This is a genomic window from Riemerella anatipestifer (assembly GCF_009663465.1).
GTDB lineage: Bacteria > Bacteroidota > Bacteroidia > Flavobacteriales > Weeksellaceae > Riemerella > Riemerella anatipestifer_C.
This window is the reverse complement of the sequence record NZ_QXHU01000003.1, coordinates 19,210-40,105: the sequence shown is the minus strand read 5'-3', so window position 1 is coordinate 40,105 and position 20,896 is coordinate 19,210. Positions and strand designations below refer to the sequence as shown.

The 20,896-nt window shown below is 34.0% G+C and carries 16 protein-coding genes; 9 read left to right on the top strand and 7 right to left on the bottom strand.

What is annotated here, in order from left to right:
- The first annotated feature begins 7 nt into the window (after positions 1–7).
- Together D1003_RS04635 and D1003_RS04630 are read left to right on the top strand one after the other, a co-directional pair.
- Complete coding sequence (locus tag D1003_RS04635) at positions 8–1,072, top strand: DNA adenine methylase (RefSeq protein ID WP_153935923.1); 1,065 nt, start codon at positions 8–10, stop codon at positions 1,070–1,072.
- Positions 1,065–2,453: a hypothetical protein gene (locus D1003_RS04630; protein ID WP_153935922.1), complete on the top strand. Its 1,389-nt coding sequence runs from the start codon at positions 1,065–1,067 to the stop codon at positions 2,451–2,453. Before D1003_RS04635 ends, D1003_RS04630 begins: the two co-directional genes overlap by 8 nt.
- Before the next feature lie 70 nt (positions 2,454–2,523).
- On the opposite strand, the gene D1003_RS04625 is transcribed toward D1003_RS04630, so the two are convergent.
- The 3 genes from D1003_RS04625 to D1003_RS04615 form a co-directional block, all read right to left on the bottom strand.
- Positions 2,524–3,243 (bottom strand): DNA-binding domain-containing protein, encoded by a 720-nt coding sequence (locus D1003_RS04625; protein ID WP_153935921.1) that lies wholly within the window; start codon positions 3,241–3,243, stop codon positions 2,524–2,526.
- A gap of 98 nt (positions 3,244–3,341) precedes the next feature.
- Positions 3,342–4,547, bottom strand: coding sequence for a DUF4200 domain-containing protein (locus D1003_RS04620; RefSeq protein ID WP_153935920.1), 1,206 nt, complete (start codon positions 4,545–4,547; stop codon positions 3,342–3,344).
- A 707-nt stretch (positions 4,548–5,254) separates the two neighbouring features.
- Positions 5,255–6,463 carry an RsmB/NOP family class I SAM-dependent RNA methyltransferase gene (locus tag D1003_RS04615; RefSeq protein WP_153935919.1) on the bottom strand — a complete coding sequence of 403 codons (1,209 nt, stop codon included), beginning with the start codon at positions 6,461–6,463 and terminating at the stop codon, positions 5,255–5,257.
- Between the two features lie 319 nt (positions 6,464–6,782).
- Here D1003_RS04615 and D1003_RS04610 point away from each other — a divergent pair, with 319 nt between their 5' ends.
- A complete protein-coding gene (locus D1003_RS04610) occupies positions 6,783–8,213 on the top strand; it encodes a CCA tRNA nucleotidyltransferase (protein WP_153935918.1) in 1,431 nt (476 codons plus the stop codon).
- Positions 8,214–8,294: 81 nt separating this feature from the next.
- On the opposite strand, the gene D1003_RS04605 is transcribed toward D1003_RS04610, so the two are convergent.
- From D1003_RS04605 to D1003_RS04595, 3 genes are all read right to left on the bottom strand, one after another.
- On the bottom strand, positions 8,295–10,562 hold the full coding sequence (locus D1003_RS04605; protein WP_015345567.1) for an aconitate hydratase: 2,268 nt from the start codon (positions 10,560–10,562) through the stop codon (positions 8,295–8,297).
- Positions 10,563–10,678: 116 nt separating this feature from the next.
- Complete coding sequence (locus D1003_RS04600; RefSeq protein ID WP_153935917.1) at positions 10,679–11,542, bottom strand: GLPGLI family protein; 864 nt, start codon at positions 11,540–11,542, stop codon at positions 10,679–10,681.
- A gap of 82 nt (positions 11,543–11,624) precedes the next feature.
- Entirely contained in the window at positions 11,625–13,097 is a 1,473-nt protein-coding gene (locus tag D1003_RS04595; protein WP_153935916.1) for a lipopolysaccharide biosynthesis protein, read from the bottom strand.
- A gap of 323 nt (positions 13,098–13,420) precedes the next feature.
- Here D1003_RS04595 and D1003_RS04590 point away from each other — a divergent pair, with 323 nt between their 5' ends.
- The 5 genes from D1003_RS04590 to tet(X) (D1003_RS04570) all read left to right on the top strand — a co-directional run bounded on the left by D1003_RS04590 (position 13,421) and on the right by tet(X) (D1003_RS04570) (position 17,827).
- Positions 13,421–14,164 carry a GLPGLI family protein gene (locus D1003_RS04590; protein ID WP_153935915.1) on the top strand — a complete coding sequence of 248 codons (744 nt, stop codon included), beginning with the start codon at positions 13,421–13,423 and terminating at the stop codon, positions 14,162–14,164.
- Entirely contained in the window at positions 14,152–14,937 is a 786-nt protein-coding gene (locus tag D1003_RS04585) for a GLPGLI family protein (RefSeq protein WP_153935914.1), read from the top strand. Before D1003_RS04590 ends, D1003_RS04585 begins: the two co-directional genes overlap by 13 nt.
- 160 nt (positions 14,938–15,097) lie before the next feature.
- Positions 15,098–15,586: an NADPH-dependent FMN reductase gene (locus tag D1003_RS04580; RefSeq protein WP_153935913.1), complete on the top strand. Its 489-nt coding sequence runs from the start codon at positions 15,098–15,100 to the stop codon at positions 15,584–15,586.
- 240 nt (positions 15,587–15,826) lie between these two features.
- On the top strand, positions 15,827–16,510 hold the full coding sequence (locus D1003_RS11215) for a hypothetical protein (protein ID WP_260393327.1): 684 nt from the start codon (positions 15,827–15,829) through the stop codon (positions 16,508–16,510).
- 150 nt (positions 16,511–16,660) lie between these two features.
- Positions 16,661–17,827, top strand: coding sequence for a tetracycline-inactivating monooxygenase Tet(X) (tet(X), locus tag D1003_RS04570; protein ID WP_107046667.1), 1,167 nt, complete (start codon positions 16,661–16,663; stop codon positions 17,825–17,827).
- Between the two features lie 212 nt (positions 17,828–18,039).
- On the opposite strand, the gene ere(D) is transcribed toward tet(X) (D1003_RS04570), so the two are convergent.
- Positions 18,040–19,266 carry an EreD family erythromycin esterase gene (ere(D), locus tag D1003_RS04565; RefSeq protein ID WP_017686219.1) on the bottom strand — a complete coding sequence of 409 codons (1,227 nt, stop codon included), beginning with the start codon at positions 19,264–19,266 and terminating at the stop codon, positions 18,040–18,042.
- A gap of 360 nt (positions 19,267–19,626) precedes the next feature.
- On the opposite strand from ere(D), the gene tet(X) (D1003_RS04560) reads away from it, so the two are divergent.
- The gene (gene tet(X) / locus D1003_RS04560; RefSeq protein WP_153935912.1) at positions 19,627–20,793 is read left to right on the top strand and encodes a tetracycline-inactivating monooxygenase Tet(X); all 1,167 of its coding nucleotides are present in this window, start codon (positions 19,627–19,629) and stop codon (positions 20,791–20,793) included.
- Positions 20,794–20,896 lie beyond the last annotated feature (103 nt).

Below are 20,896 nucleotides of genomic sequence, written 5' to 3'. Positions count from 1 at the left end.
AGCATCTATGAGATATATTGGAAATAAAGAAAACTTACTAGATAAGATCTATCAAGTAATTCGTTCAAAACATATTCAAGGAAATTCCTTTTTTGATTTTTTTGCTGGCACAACAAGTGTAGGTAAATTTTTTAAGAAAATGGGGTATCAAGTGTACTCCTGTGATTTAATGTATTTTTCCTATGTTTTACAGCAAGCATATATTTCAAATAATCAGGAACTAAAGTTTGAAAAATTATTAACTCACTTAAATTTTCAGAGTGCCTCACTTTTTACCTCTCCTTTAAATACTATTTTGGAGTATTTGAATCATATTGAACCTATAGAAGGTTTTATTTCAAAAAATTATACTCCATTAGGTACTTCCCACCTACAAACTCCGCGAATGTATTATTCAAATGAAAACGGAAAAATAATAGATTCTGTTAGACAAAAAATTGAGACTTGGAAAACAGAGGGTTTGATAGACAAGAACGAATATTTTGTCTTACTAGCGTGCTTAATAGAGACAGTGCCCTATTACGCAAACATTACGGGAGTTTACGCTGCTTTTAGAAAAAAATGGGATCCAAGGGCAATAAAAAAAATGATTTTAAGACCTATTGAATTTATTGTAAACGATAAGGAAAACTTTGCCTATAATCAAAACTCTATTGAATTATTAGACCAAGTAGAAGCAGATATTTTTTATCTAGATCCGCCTTACAATCAAAGACAATATGCCCCTAATTACCATTTATTAGAAACCATTGCAAAATATGATAATCCCACCATTAGAGGCGTAGCTGGATTAAGGGATTATCAAAATCAAAAATCAAAATTTTGCAATGCTACTACTGCTGTTAAAGAACTTGAAATAATTGCTCAAAAGGGAAAGTATAAAACTTTGATATTAAGTTATAATACGGAAGGAATTATGAAACAAGAAAACATAATTGCTACATTAGAAAAATTTGGGAAAGTAGAACTTATAGAGTTTGAATATCTGAGATATAAAAGTAACAATAACGGGGAAAGTAAAACAAAAAAATTTATTAAAGAACAATTATATATACTGCGAAAAAATGTCTAAAAATCTTTGGCTTTTAACAGAAGAACGACCTAAAAAAACGGTTTTGCAAACTATTTTTCAAAAGTTTGCAAAAGACCATAATTTTGCCGTTTTTGTTGATACAATTCGTATTCTTCCAATCCTAAAAGACAATAAGTTTACTTTTACTTACGAAGTAACGGGGTTTCGTTGTAACAAAGTTGATAAAGTTTATATAAAAACTGTTTCGGGAAACTCAAGCTTTACTGACTTTTTGATTTTTTATCAAAAGGACGAACCAACATTGGGAGATGAGCCAATTTACGCAATAGAAGAAACTAAAACAGATGATAAGGAAAGTAGAAATACTGGAGTTTATCAACGATGTAGCAAGTTTGTATTTATTGAAAGCTATTATCCTAATACCAAAAAGATAATGCTTTACAATCTTCAAATTAGTCAAAAAGAAAAGCCAACAGAAACCTATATTTTTGGTACAAGATTACTTTTAACCTTAGGTGTTGAAATTTTGGGAAAAGAACTTGATAGCAAATTATTTATTCCTTTCAACTCTATTGATGAAATTGTAGAAGCAAAAGCAAAAATGAGAAAAGCACCTAAGGGAAATATTCCGATATTATTAACAAAATCAAAGGATAAAATTGAAATTTCTGGGAGACTTTTTAAAAATAACAGACTCTCTCACGACCCTAATATAGGAGCTTTAAGTATCATTAGTGCTGTTTTGCGAAAATTAGGTTGGGTGAAAAATATCGTTATCACCCAACACGGTTTAGAACAAAAACATATTGGAAAAAGAAATAAATTTATACAAATCGCAAATAAAATAGGAATAGAGTTGGAGGGGTTGAAAATCCCTAAGGTCGAAATGCATAAAGATTATTGGAAATACGACAAGGATGGAGAAAAGTTGGGGACAATTTTTATACATCTAGTCGTTGAAGAGTTTACACAAGGATATTCAATATTTGAAAATCACGCTGGCTCCGAAAAGGGGTATTTCTTCCCTCTAGATGGCACTCCTATTCCACTAGAGAAGTATAAAGATAGAGAGAAATATAAATTGGGTGACAAAAAACAAATCATAGAAATACCAGACCTTATTTTACTAGATTCAAATGAAAATGAAATAATAAATATTGAAGGTGAGAAGTATGTAAATAGGGGTAATGGAATACAACAAATAAAAACTTTTGACTTTATAGAAAAAGCCTATATCAAGCCACACTATCCTAAATATAAAATTATTAGAACCGTTGTTCTTTTTGGTAGCGAAGAAACTTCTATTGTAGAAATAGAAGTAGGGTTTCTACTTAACAAAAACGGACAGTTAGTTTTAAGTGTAACATCTCCTAAATTATTTCAAAAAGCTATACAAAATCTATTAGATTTTTGGAACTAAATAAATATTACATCAACAAAATAGGCTACTCATTAGATGAGTAGCCTTAATTTTATTAAAATACTTTTTACTAGGCAATAACCACAGGATTAGGCAGTCGCTCCGTTCTTGGTTCTTTTAGTAAGATAGAACCAGTGCTGCTTTGTGTGGTAATGCTGAGTTCATAGTTACCCGCTTCTAAATCCGAAGGCACGAGAATGAGTAACCTTGACGGCTCGTTAAGCACAATACTATCTTTATCCAACTTAACCTCATTTTGGGTGTCTAGGTTTTTGAAGACGATGCCGTTTTTAGGATTATCGCCGTCTATTTTAATATAAGTGCCTTTGATTTCGGCATTCTTACCTTTAGTAAGTGTGCCGTCTGCTTTGCCTGTGGCTTTATCGGTAATGCTGAACACGCTCATTGGGCTGGACTGTTCGCCGAGGATTTCTATTTTGGTATCGTTGGCGGCTTTTCTTAGGTCGGTGCCTTGGTTTACATTTACATACACCGAGTGCTTCTCCTTATCCCAAGTCTTGTCGTAAAACACCCCCTTAATGGCAGGACGCATATACACCAGCCCCGTATTTACGCTATAGCCGTTGAGTACCAACTCCGAGGCTTTGCGATTAAAACGGGTGATAATATCCACCGCGGTTTCAGTTTGTATCTCCATACCCTCTTTTTTAAGGGCTTCTATGATTTCTGTAATGCCAAGGCTACCACCTAAAAGTGGCACAGCTACAAAATCGTTTGGGTCATCTTTCGTGAGTAGGTTGGGACGCAACCACGCTTTTAAGGTATTCATAATGTATAAATTTTTGATGTTAGTGTTAGATGTTTATAATACTTTGTGAAGTATAAAAAAGCCTCACTGCAATACTATCACAGTAGGAAAAGATTAAATTATTTTACTAATAAGGCTTCTAGCTTCTGTAAACGAGTTTCTAAGTTAGAAACTTCTGATTTCAGTTCTTTAATAATGGTATCTTTAGCTTTTAACTCTTCTTTTTGAGATTTAATTGCTTTATCTTGTTCAATCGAATGTAAATAGAGTTCCTCTATCTTTTCTAGATGATTCAATTGCATTTCTGCTAAATTGATATAGCCTTGTCTATTAATTTCCTCAGCCGATTTATAACCAGGTAAATGTCCCTTTTCTTTAATAAAATCTTCAACTTGGTTCAATGTTTTAAAGCTATAATCAGACTTTAAGCCAGATGTCCCCGTATAATACTTTTGGAAAACATAATCAGGTATAATAAATGCTCCTGTACTGACATTATACTCTGATGCATGTATTTGTCCTGTTGTCACATTAAAGTTAATAGTTCTAACTCCTGCACCAATTACACCAGTGGGATTATCTGCAAAAGAGATAAATCTCTGTCCTAGCGACGAAAGTCTTGTTTCTATTCTCACATTATAGTCATGTGAAGTATTATACTTATAGTCTGTATACCCAAAAACCTTTGGGTCTATTATATTAGCGTCCGGATTACGATAAAGCTCCAAAGCTCCATCTGAAATTGAAAATTGTGTGTTTCCACTTTGTTGACTGCCTTTAATAGATATTCCCTCTACTCCAGCATCTAATGTTAATAAAGCATTACCTATAGACGAAGTCCCTATCCCTAATTTACCTCCTAAAAACGACAAATTATTATTTGCCATATTTACTTGTCTGGTACCAGTTAATGTACCATCGGTAGTGTAGATATTGTTACTTACGCCTGTGCTGGCTGCACTCTTAACCCACTTGGTGCCATTGTAATAGTAATAGCCCTTTTCTGTAATATCTGTTACTCTAACATCGGTACCAGTATAAGATGCTATTGTGCCACCTCCATCTTCTGCTTTAGCATCATCTACTACATAGACTAATGTTCCCTCCTGAGGGGAAGGCATTTTAGCGACTCTTGTTTTAGACAGTTTAGGTACAATAATACCCTCGTTAGTTGCTCCTAATAAGTTAGTTGTATTGGGTTTTATCTCTAAAGTAGCATTGGGAGATGAGGTGTTAATCCCCACTTTACCATCGGTTTGTCCGTAGGCTACTAGACTTAGACCTAAAAAGGATAGAATACTTAATTTGGTGATACTTGTTATCATAATATTTAATTTTAAAATTGTTGATATTTAAAGTTTATAGATGCTAAATATTAGAGGTTGGAGGTTGGAGGTTCGGTTTAAGAAGCTGAAGCTGTTCAAGGTTCAATGTTTAAGGTTTAAGGGATATGTACGCTTATTCAACCTTAAACATTGAACTTTAAACCTTGAATTCTTGCCCCTTGAATCAATGAAAAAACGCCTTTCCCCTCTAAACACACACAAAACGAGAGGAAAGGCTAAGATAGAGAGAACAGAGTATCCTCTCTGTACGCTAGAAGCCCCAAACCCAAACAACCAATTTAACTTATGAAAAAGACGGACTTCTAGCGGATATTTATGAAAACAAAACTTAGCGTGTGCTAAATGCCAAATGCCCCTAACGGAAGCTAGAGGAAAATTATTTATGATTGATGATAAAAATTTAGATAAAAAGTAGTATACTACGCGTACGCGTGTAGCTCTTCTGTGTGTGTGTGTGTGTGTGTGTGTGTGTGTTTACACAATTATTTGGAACTACCAAATAATTTTGCAACTTTTTTACACTTTTTTGTATGTGGTTGGTACTGCGTGTCATAAACTGGGACAAACATATTACCTTTTGCGGAAGTATGCAAGTTTTTTTTTGATAAATTAGAAATTCTAGGTGTTTTTTAGTTTTAAAAAAGGTCGTTTAAAACAAGTTTAAACGACCTTATAATGTTTTGTTGTTAATCTTCCAATCTTTCTATAAGCGCCATATAAAAGCCATCGTAGCCCTCGCTAGGGAGGAGGCTTTGGTCTTTGATAAGTCTAAAGTTAGGGTTTGTAGCCAAGAATGTGTTTACCTGATTTTGGTTTTCTGAGGGTAGGATAGAGCAGGTAGCATACACCATCTTGCCTCCTTTTTTTAGGATTTTAGAATAATCTTGGAGAATTTGCTGCTGTTCTTTCTTTATTCTTTCTATAAAATCGGTATCTATTTTCCATTTAGAATCGGGGTTTCTTTTTAGAACGCCCAACCCAGAACAAGGTACATCTAGCAAGAGGCGGTCGGCTTTTTCGTGTAGCCTTTTAATGACTTTGTTGTCTTCTATAAATCTAGTTTCTATGTTGTGAGCTCCCGCTCTTTTAGCTCGGCGTTTTAGTTCGGCGAGTTTCCACTCAAAAATATCTAAAGCGATAATTTGTCCCTTGTTTTTCATCAGTGCAGCGATGTGAAGCGTCTTGCCACCCGCACCTGCACAAGCATCTACTACTCTCATACCTTCTTTAACGTCTAAGAAATGAGCAATTTTTTGTGACCCTGCATCTTGTACCTCAAACAATCCGTCTTTAAAGGCAGAGGTAAGAAAAACATTTTTCTTTTCCTTTAGTTCTATGGCTTCTGGGTAGTTTTTGAGGTTGTAGCATTCCACACCCTCGTCGTTTAAGTCTGCTACTAACTCCTTTGGCGTTGTTTTGAGCGTGTTAGCTCTTAGCACGGTAGCCGCTTGTTGGTTAAGGGCTATCATCTCTTTTTCCCACGCTTCGCCGAGTTCTTTTTCTAGTGTTTCCGCGAGCCATTCAGGGATAGAATGTTCTATGGCTTTGGTAGGAACGGTATTTTTTTTCAGTTTGGTGATGATGTCGGCTATTTTAATTCCGTCAAATTCTTCAAACTTTTTATAATGTGTTTCGCTCCAAAGTAGATAAGCGAGGATAAGCCTGTAGATATTGTTGGGCTTTACGCCTTCGCCCATATAGTATTCTAGGCGTTTTTTCCAACGGATAATGTTATAAAATATCTCTGAAACCACCGTTCTGTCTTGGCTTCCCCATTTTTTGTTGGCTTTTAGCAGTCGTTCTATGACTTTGTCGGCGTATTTGTTTTTCTCAAAAAAGGTTTCTCTAAGTGCGTCGTGTATGCCAATAAGTAGGTTGCGGTGTATGAGTTGCATAAGTGTTTTATTGTTATTAATTCTAAAATGAACGGAAGTAAATCAATACTCATAATAAAGGCATTGACTTATCCTCTGCAAAAGTACTAAAATGAAACCATAACTCCATACAGAAACGGATATTAAAGCGTAAAGGATAGAGGCGGTATCCTTTTTTGAGGAGGAACGACGAGAAAAAGATAAAGCCGAAAGCCTGACCCGAGCGGTAGGGAATGCTTCGGCGAGGGGTACGCCCTAATTATTGGGAGCAAAAGGGTGGGGGTTTGTTTTCTCTTTTTTATCTTTGCAGGGTTAAATAGCTAGTTGGGGTTTAGAATTTATGGAAAAATATATCAATCTTAATCAGAATAGAAATCTTAAACTGTTTAAAACTATCTCTAAAGTAGCGGAGGAGAGAGGGCAGACGGCGTACATTGTGGGAGGCTATGTGAGGGATTTGCTTATGAAACGACAAGTGCCTACGGATATAGATTTTGTAACGGAGCAAAGTGGGATAGAGTTGGCACAAGCGGTGGCAAAGGAGCTGGATTCTAATCTGAAAGTATCGGTATTCAAGACCTATGGGACTGCTATGATAAAGTGGAAAGGGCTAGAATTGGAATTCGTAGGTGCGAGAAAAGAAAGCTATTCGGAAGATAGCCGAAAGCCTGCTGTGGAGCAAGGAAGCCTAGAAGATGACCAAAAACGCCGCGATTTTACCATCAATGCGATGGCAATCTCTTTAGGGAAGGAAGATTTTGGGCGTTTGGTGGACCCTTTTGGTGGAGTAAATGATTTGGAGTCAAAAATTCTGAAAACTCCGCTAGAGCCTCTGCAAACTTATTCTGATGACCCTCTTAGAATGATGAGAGCAATTAGATTTGCTTCTACGCTTAATTTTAAGGTGGAACAAAATTCTCTAGATGCGATAAAACAGGAAGCGGACAGGATAAAGATAGTCTCAATGGAGCGTATTATGGTAGAGTTTAACAAAATAATGCTTTCCGAAAAACCATCTATAGGTTTGAAACTCTTGGACGATACGGGACTTTTGGAGAAGATTATCCCCGAACTTACCGCTCTTAAAGGTATAGAAGAAATAGAAGGACAAACGCATAAAGATAATTTTTACCATACACTAGAAGTAGTAGATAACATCTCTAAACATACGGATAAACTTTGGTTGCGATGGTCGGCACTATTGCACGATATTGGGAAAGCACCTACCAAGAAATTTGTAGATGGTACTGGGTGGACTTTCCACGGACACGAGTTTTTAGGTTCTAAAATGGCTAAACCTCTTTTTCAGCGATTGAAGTTGCCTCTAGGAGCAGACCTAAAGTATGTGCAGAAAATGGTAAAACTTTCATCTAGGCCTATTGCTCTGGTAACAGATGATACTTCTGATGCGGCTCTTAGACGTTTGTTGTTTGATGCAGGGGAAGATTTGGAGGATTTATTCACATTATGTAAAGCTGATATTACCACCAAAAACGCCAAAAAGCAAGAACGCTTTAGAAAGAACTTTGAGTATGTTGCTCAAAAAATAAAAGAGGTGGAGGAGAAAGACCAAATAAGAAACTTCCAGCCGCCTATTTCTGGGGAGGAAATTATGGCTTTGTTTCAACTAAAACCAGGTAGAGAAATTGGGATTTTAAAGGAGAAAGTAAAAGAAGCAATTTTGGAAGGTGAAATTTCTAACACTCCCGAAGAAGCTAAAGATTTCGTAATAAAAGAAGCTGAAAAAATAGGATTGCAGCCATGTATTTAAAAATTATCACAGCATAATAAAAATAGATAATAAAAAAAGCAGAGCCATTGGCTCTGCTTTTTTTATTATACAGATTACAAATTATTTTTGTTGCTGTTGTTTAATCAAGTTCAATGCAGAACCAGCTCTAAACCAACCTATTTGTCCATCGTTGTAAGTGTGGTTAGCTAAGATAGTATCTTTAGAACCATCTGTGTGTACTAACTCAATAGTAACAGGCTTACCTGGAGCAAATTCAGCTAAATCTACAAAGTTGAAAGTGTCTCCTTCTTTGATTTTGTCATAATCAGCCTCGTTTGCAAAAGTAAGAGCTAACATACCTTGCTTTTTAAGGTTAGTTTCGTGGATACGAGCGAAAGATTTTACTAGAACTGCCATAGCTCCTAGATGTCTAGGTTGCATTGCAGCGTGTTCACGAGAAGAACCTTCGCCGTAGTTGTTGTCCCCAACGATAACTGTTTTAATACCAGCTGCTTTGTAAGCTCTCGCAGATGCAGGAACTTCCATATATTCGCCAGTAAGTTCATTTTTAACTTTGTTGGTTTCCATATTGAACGCGTTTACAGCTCCAATAAGGGTATTATTAGCGATATTATCTAGGTGTCCTCTGTATTTTAACCAAGGTCCAGCCATAGAAATGTGGTCTGTAGTACACTTACCAAAGGCTTTAATTAACAATTTGGCTCCCATTACATTCTCTCCGTTCCAAGCAGGGAAAGCGTCTAGTAATTGTAGTCTGTCAGATTCTGGAGCTACTTTTACTTGAACTTGAGAGCCATCTTCTGCTGGAGCAATATAGCCTGCATCTTCAACATCAAATCCTCTTGGAGGAAGTTCAAACCCTTGAGGTTCGTCTAGTAAAACTTCTTCTCCGTTTTGGTTAGTTAATTTATCTTTTCTAGGGTCAAAAGTTAAATCCCCTGCAATAGCTAAAGCTGTTACTAATTCTGGAGAAGCTACGAAAGCATAAGTGTTAGGGTTGCCATCTGCTCTTTTAGAGAAGTTTCTGTTGAATGAGTGTACAATCGTATTTTTTTCTTGTTTTTCAGCACCTTCTCTTGCCCATTGTCCGATACAAGGTCCACAAGCGTTAGCAAATACTTTACCTCCGATTTTATCAAAAGTATCTAAATAGCCATCTCTTTCTACAGTAAATCTTACTTGTTCAGAACCTGGAGTGATAGTGTATTCTGCAGCTACTTTTAAGTTTTTCTCTTGAGCTTGTTTCGCTACGGAAGCAGCACGAGAAATATCTTCGTAAGAAGAGTTAGTACAAGAACCAATTAACCCTACTTCAACCTTAGTAGGCCAACCGTTTTTCTCTGCTTCCTCTTTCATTTTTGAAATAGGTGTTGCAATATCTGGAGAGAAAGGTCCGTTTAAGTGTGGTTCTAATTCAGAAAGGTTGATTTCAATAACTTGGTCGTAATATTTTTCAGGATTAGCGTAAACCTCTTCATCTGCACGAAGTACATTTTTGATAGCGTCGGCAGCCTCGGCTAAATCTGCTCTACCTGTAGAACGAAGATACTCTCCCATATTATTATCGTAAGCAAAAATAGAAGTGGTAGCACCTATCTCTGCTCCCATATTACAGATAGTACCTTTACCTGTACAAGATAAAGCTTCTGCACCTTCGCCAAAGTATTCTACAATAGCACCAGTACCTCCTTTTACGGTAAGGATACCCGCTACTTTTAGGATAACATCTTTAGCAGAAGTCCAACCGTTAAGTTTACCTGTAAGTTTGATACCAATCATTTTTGGGAATTTAAGTTCCCACGGCATTCCTGCCATTACATCTACAGCATCAGCACCACCTACACCTATGGCTACCATACCTAAACCACCAGCATTAGGCGTGTGAGAGTCGGTACCAATCATCATACCACCAGGGAATGCATAGTTTTCTAACACTACTTGGTGGATAATCCCAGCTCCCGGCTTCCAGAATCCAATACCGTATTTGTTAGATACCGATTGAAGGAATTGATAAACTTCGTTGTTTTTATTTTCAGCTTCTTGTAAATCTTTATCTGCTCCTACACGAGCCTGTATAAGGTGGTCTGCGTGTACTGTAGAAGGTACTGCTACTTTAGCCTTACCTGCTTGCATAAACTGTAAAAGAGCCATCTGTGCTGTAGCATCTTGCATTGCTACTCTATCTGGAGCAAAATCTACATAAGATTCTCCTCTCTTGAAAGCTTCTGGTTTCTGTTCAGAAAAAAGGTGAGCACAAAGGATTTTTTCAGAATAGGTAAGAGGTCTTCCCATAAACTCTCTCGCAGCGTTTACTCTGTTCTCAAAATCAGAGTAAACTTTCTTAATCATATCAAAGTCAAAAGTCATATTATTAAATGATTTATTTTTCGTATTCAAAATTTAGTATCACAAAAATACGAATTTTACACGGAATAGCTGTTTTAATGAGTTTAGATTGATTATAAATAAGGGACTAAATAGGATTACTCTATCCAATCTTGCTCTATGAAACTATTTTCTCGTTTCATCTTTTCTTTAGCACTTTTTTCCATCTTTTTGATGAGTTCGCTTTGAGAAACTTCTTTTCCGTTGATAGAGGCTTTTAACACTACATTACTTCCCATCATTCTAAAAGATTTAGCAGGGTCTGAACGGTTTTCCTGAAATGCTTTCTTGAATTGTTTCCTGTCTATTTTAACTAAATTTATTAGTTTGTCGGTAAGGTTCACTTCTTGAGTATTGTTTATTTTTTGGCTACCAATGAGTTCAAATGAAAACATTTTTTGGTGGTCTTCCATTTTTACAATTAACCCTGGTAGACCGTGAAACTTGTATGGTCCGTCTGGAATAGGAATATCTGTAGTGAACCACGCTGTCCATTTTCTACCTGCGAATTCAGTGGTGGCTTTTTGAACTTTCCAATTTTTAAAGGTTTCGTGTTCTGGAGCGATTTTCCATTGCATTTTTCTTTCGTCACGTACGGCATAATCATCAAAACCTATTTTGGTATAAAGTTCTACTTCATAATTAGGATAAGTTTTTAGTACCCAGTCATTAACCTTGGCTCTTTTCATATTTTTTAGATGACTAAGATTAATGATTTTATCAGAAGAAATTTGACTTTGTTTTTTAAATTCTTGATTGATTATAGAATCGTTTTCTTGTTTTATTTTACTGTAGAATACCGATTTTTCCTTATAAACATCTAAATTCATAATTTCTGAAATTAGAGAGTCTTTTTTAGTAGAATCTACAGCAAATTTGTACTCATAAGTGAATCTTTGGTTTTGACTCCAGCCCCAGTTCATTATAAATAAACAAAGGGTTGATAGAATAAACTGTTTCATAATTAATTATTTTTTTGCTAAAGGTAGAAAAAAATACTTAACATCAAACATCAGGTTGGTGTTAAAAAAAGTTAAATAAAAATTACCGTTTCAATTTTTTTAATAGAGGTGCAATGAGTTGTTGAGTTGGGTAAATTTTGCATATATAATTGCCTAAGAGAATGATAGTAAGTGCAAGTATAGGGCGATAAATAAAGTCTATTATTGCCCAAGGTAAAGCGGGTAGATAGCATATCAGTAGGATTGTTCCGCTACATAATAAAGACATATACAACATCTTAGAGGAAAGTGGAAATACCCCAAAATATATTCGGTTGAATATAATTTTAATAATGTTAAATGTGGTGAGAGAAATAGCGGTTGCCAAGGCTATTCCCATAATTCCTAAATCGGTATAGCGTAGAAATACGAGATTAAGCCCTACTGTAGCAAATGCTAAAAACAGCATAACTACTATGTTGAATTTGAAGTATTTGGACATTGAAATAATATGCCCATTGAAACCTGTGGCTAAATCAAAAAGAATAGCAGGACCTAGTATCCATAGTAGGTATTGGTGGTCTAATAGTTCGTTTCCGTTTTTAATCATCTGTCCTAAAAATGGAAATCCAGCTAAAAGACAGGTATAGAGGATAATCCCAATACAGAAAAGATTAAGAGAAGTTTTTTGATGAGAGGCTTGGAGTTTAGCCATATCGTTTTCTTCAAAACATTGGTTTATCAGTGGAGCGTAGATGGTGTAAAGCCCCATAGCAGGTACGGCAATAAGTTGCAAAATAGAGTAGAGGTTAGAGTAAACCCCGTTGAGTTTGAAATTAAGAAACTCGCTTATCATTACATTATCTATTTTGATAGCGATATAGTTGCCTATGTTTCCTAAAAAGCCATAAAAACTGTACTCTAAAAATTTTTTCCAAGTGTTATTAGCTTTAAAAAATTGTGTAGAAAAATCCCAGTTAAACCCAGTTAGTTTTTTATTGTACCAAAAATAGCCTATCAAAGACAATACAAATATTCCTAGGAAAAAAGCCAAAGCACCATATTCTGGAACTCCTAAGAAGAAAAATAGCGAGAATGCTCCTATATTAGCTATTTTAGGAAATAGATTTTCAAAAATGTTAGGGATTGCTATTCTCTTATAATTAGAAATATATTTGTTGAGTACAGCCGAAATAGAAAGCAAAAAAAGTAGTGGTAATATGAGGTATTTCATATTCCAAAACTGAGTTTCTTTAAGGCTGGGAAACAGAAGACAAGCTAGAAAGAACGCTCCAGAAAATACTATGAAATTAAAGACTACAGCCAGTAGAGAGAGAGATAGCATACTTTGGTTGAGCCCTTGTTTTTCCGCAGAGAAAAAGAATTTTACATTAGAAAAAGAGATTCCAAAGACAATAATAGGTAAAAATGTCTCTGCCATAGGAAGAATATACCTTAGTTTTCCATAAAACTCATAATCGTTTGGAAATAAAAATATAGAGGATAGAGTGCCTATTATGAAGCCTAAATAACCTATTATAGAATATTTTATACCTTGTCTTGCAATAACATTCATCAATCAAACAATGAACTGCAAAATTAGCAAAATAATTAACACTTGTTTTAAAATTCTTAACCTATACTAATTGGTATTTATGCAAGATAAGTGTCTTTTTGTAATAGAATATTTAATGGAATAAGATGTATTAAGTGTGGTGGAAATTAGTGTAATTAGTTAGATGTTAATTATTTGATAAACGCCATTACACATATTAGAGTGTTTGAGATTTATATTTTTGATTTTGAGCGATAAATAAATACTTTTCTAGTTCGAAAATTATGTACATTTGTGAAGTTATATGATGTTTTTGTTATAGTATTGAAAGTAATAAATAGAATATGAAGAAAAAAATTGTAATGTTTCAATTACTGTTTTGTGTGCTGTTTTATGGTCAGAGTTGGGAGGTTGGTTATAAGTATGAGGTTAAAAACAGCATATTAAACAAGTTTTTTGAATTTCCAGCGACTCTTAAGTTGGATAAAAAAGGACAAAAACTTTACAGTGTTCAATTTGGGATTGGTGAACAAGTGAGGGAAAATAGTAGTAATACAACATTTTCACTAATTGATAAGAGTAGTTATTTATACGTGTTGTATTCAAACGAAGATGCTTTGCATATTATTGGAGACGAGATAAATGGTAAAAAATATTTATTTAGTGATGTTTTTTTACCTATTAAGTATAAAATAACGGGCGAAAAAAAAGTAATCAATAAAGTTGAGTTGACTAGAGCTGAAGCTGAATTTAGAGGGAGAAAATACATTATTTGGCTTGATATGTCGTCATCAATACAAGGGGGACCTTGGAAGTTTACTAATCTGCCAGGGATTGCTTATGAAATTTATGATGAGGATAATTTATTTAGATGGTCTCTAAACAGTATTAAAAAGTTAAATGTAGATATTAAAAATCCGTTTAATTCTACTGAATTTAAAAAAGAGTCTCTGCCATATACGGAGTATCCTAAACTAAAGTATACGTCTTCAGTTTTTTTTGGTAATGGGACAAAGAGTACAAGTTCTTATAGGAAGGTAGAACAAAATAGAGATGGGCTAGAAAAATCATTTGAATGGGAAAATTAAGATATTTAGTTATTTTTATTTGTTGTTTGTCACAAAATATTTTGTCACAACAATATGAAATAACCTATGAAGTTATTTTTCAGCCACGACTTGGAGATACATTAAAGTTAAAGGACTACTATGCCTTAAAATTTAATCTAGAAACAAAAGAATCTCTATTTGCTTCTCTAGGTGAGGATGATGCTATAAATGTGAGTGTGTATAAAAACTTTAAAAAAGATGATTTTGTTAAATATGAAACCATTCTTAATAATCTTTATAGTATAAACTATCAATTTGATGCTAATAGTTGGGATTTAATAAACGTTAAAAAAAATATTTTAGGCTACCAGTGTAATAAAGCGGAGATTAGCTTTGGGAATAGAAAATGGGAAGCATGGTATACTACCGATATTTCGTTTTATGATGGCCCATATAAGTTTTCACATTTGCCGGGAATAATTATAGACATCTATTCCTTAGATGGGGAATATAGATTTAAAGGGATAGCAATTCAAAAAAAGGAAAACATTCAGATACTAAAACCTAAGTCTATCCATTTTAAAAGTATTGAGAAGGAACAAGATTTTAAATCAGGTATAATTAAAGATCCAGCCTCTCTGTATAGAAATCAAATGATGCAATTAAAGAGTAATAATATGGGAGTGTCTATAAAGTATGATGGGAAAGAAATTACTCAAAAAGAAACAGAGCAAAAAATTGTTGATGATTTTGAAAAATGGAGAGGAAATCATAATAATCCAATAGAAAAAGGATATACTTGGATTAGATAAAAATTAGAAGTGTTTAGCCATACAATCTTTTGATTTCTTTAGTTACTTTTGCTTGCCATTCTTTTTTTGGGACACATATTTACTGTTTTAAATTTCTTAACTTATATCAATAGCGTTTATCACTAAAGAAAATTATCTTTGTTGCATAATTATTTAAAAAATGAAATATATAAGTATAGCAGGAAGTAATAGTAGTATGTCCATTAACCAGAAATTGATTGGATATCTTTCTCAAGAATTAGATTTTAACGAACTTTTTCTTACACAATATGAAATCCCTATGTATGGTATAGACGAAGAACAAAAGGGCTTCCCGAAAGATGTGGAGATGTTGTATAATTTAATATTTGAATCCGAGGTAGTTATGATTTCTGTAGCGGAACACAATGGTAATCTAACAGCGTTTTTCAAAAATATTATAGACTGGCTCTCTCGCTATAAAAGAAGTTTTTTGGAAAATAAAAAAGTGGTGCTTCTAAGTGCTTCTCCTGGGAAAATGGGAGGAAAATCCGCTTTAGAAGTAGCAAAAAATATGCTACCTCGTTTTGGAGGGGAAATAATCTATGCCAAAAGTATTGCTAATTTTAACGGCGATTTTTCGGGTGAGGAATTTAGAGAATTGGCGCAAGATATTAGAAGTGTTTTGTAGTAGTAAAAAATATTTTGATCTCTAAATAATTTATGCGTATTAGATATTTGTTTTCGTTCTGTAAAAAGGGATATTTTTTATAAAAAATATAAAATACGCAATAAATGAATTTATATTATATTTTTTGATTTTCAATTTTTTAATTGTTTTCTTTTAAGGGTTAATAAAATATTTTTCTGAACTAGAAATATTTCGTATATTTGTGTGTTAGCTGTAATGTTTATAAATAACTCGTAAAAGATGAAAAAAATATTTTTATTAATCTTAACTTTTCTAATAACAATATCAAATGGTCAGAAATTAGGAATAGTTGCAAAATATGATTCAGAATTAAAACATATACATCTAAAAGGTGGATACAACTATGATGTATTAAATATTGAAAATCTACATTATGATATTAAACCATTTATCGATTCTCTTATAATTGATAATAATTTAATTAATAATGAAATTAATGACTTTGATTTTTCAATTTTATATGATTATGTTCCTGAACAGCCTAATAAGAAAATTAAGGAATATTTAAAAAATTATTGTCTAAGTAAAGATTTTAATGCCTTATTTATAATTCGCTCTAATAATTTATTTAATTCCTTAAATCCTCTCAAAACAACATACAAATATAATTTTGACTATGGAATTTTAACTATGAAAGGAAAGAAAAAACAATATGTATATTATAATAATATCGATTTTCTATACTATGTTTTAGAAGATAATAGATTAACATATCCTGTTATGAAGAGAGATTTGCGTCTATCTTTTCCGCTTATACCTAAAAAATCTTCAGAAACTGTCTATGATGAAAATGATTTGACATTAAATGATTCAAAAAATATTAAAGTGGACTTTTTGAATGAATTAAAGAAAAAAATTAAAGCAAATTTTGATCATATTATAATGAAAATTAGTAAAAAATAAGCACTACAGCTAACAAGGTATTGCCGCAAGCGGGGGATATTTGCTTTTTAGAAAAATTTGTTTACTTTTGAAGAGTGGTATTCCAGTTGAAGTTAGGTGCTAATAAGCCCCGCCTTCGGCAATACCCTGACCGTTATGTGCCATTTTTGAATGACAATGCGAATAGATACAGACAAACAAATGAATTTACTTAGTGATAAGAACGTTGCAATAATTGGTGGTGGACCCGTTGGACTGACTATGGCAAAATTATTACAGCAAAACGGCATAGACGTTTCAGTTTACGAAAGAGACAACGACCGAGAGGCAAGAATTTTTGGTGGAACCCTTGACCTACACAAAGGTTCAGGTCAGGAAGCAATGAAAAAAGCGGGATTGTTACAAACTTATTATGACTTAGCCTTACCAATGGGTGTAAATATTGCTGATGAAAAAGGCAATATTTTATCCACAAAAAATGTAAAGCCCGAAAATCGATTTGACAATCCTGAAATAAACAGAAATGACTTAAGGGCTATCTTGTTGAATAGTTTAGAAAACGACACGGTTATTTGGGATAGAAAACTTGTTATGCTTGAACCTGGTAAGAAGAAGTGGACACTAACTTTTGAGAATAAACCGAGTGAAACAGCAGATTTGGTTATTCTTGCCAATGGCGGGATGTCCAAGGTAAGAAAATTTGTTACCGACACGGAAGTTGAAGAAACAGGTACTTTCAATATACAAGCCGATATTCATCAACCGGAGGTGAACTGTCCTGGATTTTTTCAGCTTTGCAATGGAAACCGGCTAATGGCTGCTCATCAAGGTAATTTATTATTTGCGAATCCTAATAATAATGGTGCATTGCATTTTGGAATAAGTTTTAAAACACCTGATGAATGGAAAAGCAAAACGCGGGTAGATTTTCAAGACAGAAATAGTGTCGTTGATTTTCTCCTGAAAAAATTTTCCGATTGGGACGAACGCTACAAAGAACTGATTCGTTTGACATCATCTTTTGTAGGGTTAGCGACACGAATATTTCCCTTAGATAAGTCTTGGAAAAGTAAGCGTCCATTACCCATAACGATGATTGGAGATGCTGCTCATTTGATGCCTCCTTTTGCAGGACAAGGCGTAAACAGTGGGTTGATGGATGCCTTGATATTGTCGGATAATCTGACCAATGGGAAATTTAACAGCATTGAAGAGGCTATTGAAAATTATGAACAGCAAATGTTTGCTTATGGAAGAGAAGCACAGGCAGAATCAACTCAAAACGAAATTGAAATGTTTAAACCCGACTTTACGTTTCAGCAATTGTTAAATGTATAAAATGGAATAAAACGGCACATAACAAACAAATTGGCAATAGAGCCGGTGAAGTACTTCTATTGAACTTTTGTGCAATGTTGAAGATTAGTAATTCTATTCAACATTTGTGCTAAAAGTCGGCTCCATCGCCAATTTGCCAAACGTTATGTGAAAGAATAAAACGGCACCTCCAAAAAAGAAAGTACCGTTTCGAAATCAAATTTACATTATTCTCAATCCACTATTTCTGAAACAGTTGATTTTTCTATTAGGAAAATCCCATCAAAAGAATCTACTATTTCAGTTTTTAGATGTATAGAATCAAAACGAATCTTACTACAATTTTTTAATTCCTTACTTTTATTGATTATTAAACAGCATTCTTTTCCTGATAATTCCTGCATAAAAAATTCAACAGAATCCGACTCTGGAGAATCAAGTGGAAATTTATCAACCCTAAAACCAAATTGATAATCATTATCAGGATACAATGCGGCAGTTTCTCCACGTAGATTAGTTATTGCAAATGCTTTGTATTTTTCTCCAAAAGTCATCGAAAGTCTTTGCCCCATTGGATAACAACTAATAAATCCGTCAAAATCGACCGGAGTTTTTTGAATGTGAGCATTGTGGGCAACTAAAATAATCTTTTTACCAAGTGAATTTTTCAAAAACCAATCAATACTTTCTGCCATATACTGGTCTTTTGCTCCCATATCTCCCTCAATTCCCTTTTCAGTAATGAAGCTTTCCATAGCATCAGCATTATAATTCATATAAATCAAGCCTTTAACTTGATGAAGTATCGATTGAAACTCTAAACTTTCCAGTTTTGGTTGAAGAGTGACCAAACGAATGTAAACTTTTAATAGCAATGCTTTTAATTCATTATGTTCTGCTTCGTCAAAAAGCGATAAATTTAACGCAAGCTGAGAAGTCGAATAGAAATCAAATTTTTCAGCAAGATTTAAAATCTTCTGTAAGACATCAGAAGAAACGATTGAAAGTCTTTGTAAATAATCAGACACAATGTGAAAGTTTGGAAAATAAGAACCTCCATTTTTAGGAATATCAACACCCAAAAAGGTAATTTGATTATTATTGTCTTGATTATACCGACGAAGCCATAGCAAAGTATCTTTAAACTCATTTGGATAATAAAAGTGTGACAGTAACTTATCCAAATCGTCGAATGGAATTTGTGATTTTATCCACTTATCAACTTCTAATCCTTCAGAAAAACCAAACTCAAATGCCAAGGTGTCAAAATCACATTCAGTTACTAAAAACTCAATAACTTGATGTCTGAATTTAAAAAACTCTTTTATAAAATGTGAGTTTTCGCCTAAACCAACAATTGTAGAAGAATCAAAATATTCTCGAAATTGAAAAAGACTTTGCTTTATAGATGTATTATTTTCCGAATTAAACGGAAAAGTTAAAGGTTTTATATTTTTCATTATTACCTTATTTTAAATTAAAAATTAACGTACTAAAAAGTAATCATCTCAAAAAAGACGATTTAATCATTTACTTTAATTTTTAATTACCAAGGCTTGCTGAAATACATAAAATGTGAATTATTTGAATACAAAGATACTAAAAATTCCTTCACATAACATCGCATTGGCAAAATGGCGGGTTAAGTGCTAACTTAAAACTTTCTACATTTTATTCCGCCGAATGTGTTCCACATTCAGCTTTTTTTTAATAATTTAGCTTCTGTGAAAACACATCGGCTACGTTACTGCTAAATTGAACTTTTCGTCCAATTTATCCGCCACTTCGCCAATGCGTTTCCCGTTATGTGCCATTTTTGAATGACAATGCGAATAGATACAGACAAACAAATGAATTTACTTAGTGATAAGAACGTTGCAATAATTGGTGGTGGACCCGTTGGACTGACTATGGCAAAATTATTACAGCAAAACGGCATAGACGTTTCAGTTTACGAAAGAGACAACGACCGAGAGGCAAGAATTTTTGGTGGAACCCTTGACCTACACAAAGGTTCAGGTCAGGAAGCAATGAAAAAAGCGGGATTGTTACAAACTTATTATGACTTAGCCTTACCAATGGGTGTAAATATTGCTGATGAAAAAGGCAATATTTTATCCACAAAAAATGTAAAGCCCGAAAATCGATTTGACAATCCTGAAATAAACAGAAATGACTTAAGGGCTATCTTGTTGAATAGTTTAGAAAACGACACGGTTATTTGGGATAGAAAACTTGTTATGCTTGAACCTGGTAAGAAGAAGTGGACACTAACTTTTGAGAATAAACCGAGTGAAACAGCAGATTTAGTTATTCTTGCCAATGGCGGGATGTCCAAGGTAAGAAAATTTGTTACCGACACGGAAGTTGAAGAAACAGGTACTTTCAATATACAAGCCGATATTCATCAACCAGAGATAAACTGTCCTGGATTTTTTCAGCTATGCAATGGAAACCGGCTAATGGCATCTCACCAAGGTAATTTATTATTTGCTAACCCCAATAATAATGGTGCATTGCATTTTGGAATAAGTTTTAAAACACCTGATGAATGGAAAAACCAAACGCAGGTAGATTTTCAAAACAGAAATAGTGTCGTTGATTTTCTTCTGAAAAAATTTTCCGATTGGGACGAACGCTACAAAGAATTGATTCATACGACGTTGTCATTTGTAGGATTGGCTACACGGATATTTCCTTTAGAAAAGCCTTGGAAAAGCAAGCGCCCATTACCCATAACAATGATTGGGGATGCCGCACATTTGATGCCGCCTTTTGCAGGGCAGGGAGTAAATAGTGGGTTGGTGGATGCCTTGATATTGTCTGATAATCTAGCCGATGGAAAATTTAATAGCATTGAAGAGGCTGTTAAAAATTATGAACAGCAAATGTTTATCTATGGCAAAGAAGCACAAGAAGAATCAACTCAAAACGAAATTGAAATGTTTAAACCCGACTTTACGTTTCAGCAATTGTTAAATGTATAAAATGGAATAAAACGGCACATAACAAACAAATTGGCAATAGAGCCGGTGAAGTACTTCTATTGAACTTTTGTGCAATGTTGAAGATTAGTAATTCTATTCAACA

Bases quoted from the DNA above. Each gene is read 5' to 3' on its own strand.
- D1003_RS04635 (WP_153935923.1), top strand. From the start codon at position 8: ATGAGATATATTGGAAATAAAGAAAACTTACTAGATAAGATCTATCAA.
- D1003_RS04630 (WP_153935922.1), top strand. From the start codon at position 1,065: ATGTCTAAAAATCTTTGGCTTTTAACAGAAGAACGACCTAAAAAAACG.
- D1003_RS04625 (WP_153935921.1), bottom strand. From the start codon at position 3,243: ATGAATACCTTAAAAGCGTGGTTGCGTCCCAACCTACTCACGAAAGAT.
- D1003_RS04620 (WP_153935920.1), bottom strand. From the start codon at position 4,547: ATGATAACAAGTATCACCAAATTAAGTATTCTATCCTTTTTAGGTCTA.
- D1003_RS04615 (WP_153935919.1), bottom strand. From the start codon at position 6,463: ATGCAACTCATACACCGCAACCTACTTATTGGCATACACGACGCACTT.
- D1003_RS04610 (WP_153935918.1), top strand. From the start codon at position 6,783: ATGGAAAAATATATCAATCTTAATCAGAATAGAAATCTTAAACTGTTT.
- D1003_RS04605 (WP_015345567.1), bottom strand. From the start codon at position 10,562: ATGACTTTTGACTTTGATATGATTAAGAAAGTTTACTCTGATTTTGAG.
- D1003_RS04600 (WP_153935917.1), bottom strand. From the start codon at position 11,542: ATGAAACAGTTTATTCTATCAACCCTTTGTTTATTTATAATGAACTGG.
- D1003_RS04595 (WP_153935916.1), bottom strand. From the start codon at position 13,097: ATGAATGTTATTGCAAGACAAGGTATAAAATATTCTATAATAGGTTAT.
- D1003_RS04590 (WP_153935915.1), top strand. From the start codon at position 13,421: ATGAAGAAAAAAATTGTAATGTTTCAATTACTGTTTTGTGTGCTGTTT.
- D1003_RS04585 (WP_153935914.1), top strand. From the start codon at position 14,152: ATGGGAAAATTAAGATATTTAGTTATTTTTATTTGTTGTTTGTCACAA.
- D1003_RS04580 (WP_153935913.1), top strand. From the start codon at position 15,098: ATGAAATATATAAGTATAGCAGGAAGTAATAGTAGTATGTCCATTAAC.
- D1003_RS11215 (WP_260393327.1), top strand. From the start codon at position 15,827: ATGAAAAAAATATTTTTATTAATCTTAACTTTTCTAATAACAATATCA.